At 51.2% G+C, this 2,478-nt stretch carries 2 protein-coding genes; both read left to right on the forward strand.

The genetic code is table 11. The features are described from left to right. Nucleotides 1-168 precede the first annotated feature (168 nt). Complete coding sequence (locus FJ147_28270) at nt 169-1,035, forward strand: hypothetical protein (protein MBM4259779.1); 867 nt, start codon at nt 169-171, stop codon at nt 1,033-1,035. Between the two features lie 892 nt (nt 1,036-1,927). Next, entirely contained in the window at nt 1,928-2,272 is a 345-nt protein-coding gene (locus FJ147_28275; protein ID MBM4259780.1) for a hypothetical protein, read from the forward strand. The last annotated feature ends 206 nt before the right edge of the window (nt 2,273-2,478 follow it).

A 2,478-nucleotide genomic window follows, 5' to 3' on the forward strand; every position in this document is an offset into this window, starting at 1 on the left:
GTCGCCCGCGTTCATCCAGCTCTTCGACCAGACTTCGATACTTAGACCGAAGCCAGCACACAATGGTCTCGTCTCTCATCCCTGCTCTTGTGCAGAGGCTCTCCACTCCGGTCAATCACTATTGCGGTAAGTTGTTTCCTGCCACCGCCTAACTTTGACAGCGATGTCGTGATCACAACGAGCGACTTTCCCTCGCTACACCTCAATCAAACCGGTGGGCCAGAAGGGACCTATGAGTGGCACGTCGCAGGCGACGAGACGGAGTTCGTGGTTCAAGACGTCACAGCAAACAAAGTTCCCTTTACCATTTCTACTGGAGCGCCAAGCGATAGTCTGGTTATCCACCGCTCCGGTCAAGTCGGTCTCGGCACGGAAACTCCACAAGGAAACCTGCATATCTTTGGTGATGGGGCCGCCGATGTATTCAATGCCATTGGCCCTGATCCTGGTTGGAATGGAACGGCAATGAATTTCGGTTACTCCGGCTTTTCTTTTGGCATCGGTTCGGGCTTCTTTAACGTGCGCCCCGCTCCTGGTGCAGTTGCTCCCAACCCATCGCTCCGCTTCGCCACTGGCAATGTCCAGCGTATGATCATCACGAATACTGGCAGCATCGGTGTCGGCACTTTAGCGCCCACTGAACTGTTGGAGGTCGCAGGCAAGGTGAAAGCGACGGCGTTTCGCGTTGGAGCCCAAGACCTCAACGTCCCGGACTATGTCTTTGAACCCGATTACAAATTGCTGTCACTCAAACAATTGGCAAAGTACATCGAAAAAGAGAAACATCTCCCAGAGATTCCCTCCGCGAAAGAGATCAAAGCCAGCGGGATCGACCTCAGTGAAATGCAAATGCATTTATTGAAGAAGGTCGAAGAGTTGACCTTGTACACACTGCAACAAGAAAACACGATCGGCTCCCAGCAGCGAACCATTCAGACGCAAAGCCAATTGATTCAAGAATTACAGCGCACGCTCGCGCGCATAAACAGCCGCCTGACCGTCATCGAGCGGCAGTCGCGCAAAACGGATAAATAAAAGAGAAGTTAGAGCCGAGTTTTCGATTTTGCTTGAACGCCACTGCTGAATTCTTCAGCGTGGCGCTTCCTGCCAGGACCGCCCTCTCCTCTCACGATACGCCTCCTCACCATTGTCAGCTTTCTTTACAGGCAAATTTGCCTCTTTTCCTGCCTCAGTCAAACGAAAAGTGATTACTATCGGGGGTTTTTACGCTCCGTGAATGACCTCAATCAGGCTCCTTCAGCCTTAATGTGTTAGTCACACACCCTTCATTTTTCTGACCATTTTTATGTTGCCCCATTATCACCACTAATTTTTGTCGTCTTTGTACCATACCTTTCTCCTTAACAGGGTAACAATAAGAACACGCTTCTCTATAAACCCTACGAAACAAGAAGCAATGACCGTCAAGGTTCTTGACAAATTATCGTTGCAATGACGGCCTTCGGATCGCCCGAAATGCAGACAAGGAACGCCCCTAACGGATAGATACAGCGAGACCGTTATTCTCTCAATGTATTCAGAGCCATAGCGTGCGAGCGAAGGGTGAATTTTAGCTTCAGTGACTCGGCCTCGTCCTTGCATTTTTAGGGACTCAAAATTCTTCTCTTCCCATTCACCTCTTCTCTCGTGTGAGGGAAATGGCCCTGAGAAATCTCAATGGAGGTCATATCATGCGGGTCAAGAGGTTTTTCTGGTCAGCTGCACTGGCAGCATCCCTTTTCTTCTCTACAGTGACAGGTAGTGAGGCGTTCACGATCAACACAATTGGGAACTCAAACGGAAACCCCGGTGGATTGCCGGTATACCAGGTCTCTGGGCTCGTCCAAGGAGATAGTTTCGGTATTGTCTGGGACTAGACGTCCTCGGCGAAACCCTCAGCGCTGAGGCAACACTCAGCGTTGTCAGCTTGAACAGTAATTCAGCCCAGGTCAGCGTTAATCTCAAGAACACTAGCACGATTGGCAGGATCACGAGTTTCGGCCTTTCGGTTGATAACTTCACCGGTTTCGGTACCGGAACACTTGGCAGCGATCTGACCTCTTTTAAGAGCACCAATTTCTCTGGGTTTGCCGCCGTTGATGTCTGCGCTACGTCCGGCAGCAACTGTGCTGGTGGTGGCAACGGTGGTATCGTTGTCAACGATAGTGACTTCTTCACCTTCGCACTGAATGGAACCTTTAATGGACTGCTGAACTTAGATAGAAGCTGTCTCAAAACTCATTTCGATCAGGAAAATAGGGCCTTGAGATAGTGCTGCACGAAATAGACTCGCAGGAACGCGCGATACGCCTTCTGCCCGTGTTCCAACATCCGATCCAAGCGCCGCCGATTGTTGAGCCAACTGAACGCGCGTTGTCGGGTGAAGGACTGGCGCGGTGTCTGGATTGGTATCCGACCCGTTTCCAGCCCCTCCCCATAGGAACGGCTCGTGAGGTTTTCCCTCAAGCCGCTCGCCCA

Source organism: Deltaproteobacteria bacterium, assembly GCA_016874775.1.
Lineage (GTDB): Bacteria > Desulfobacterota > Binatia > Bin18 > Bin18 > VGTJ01.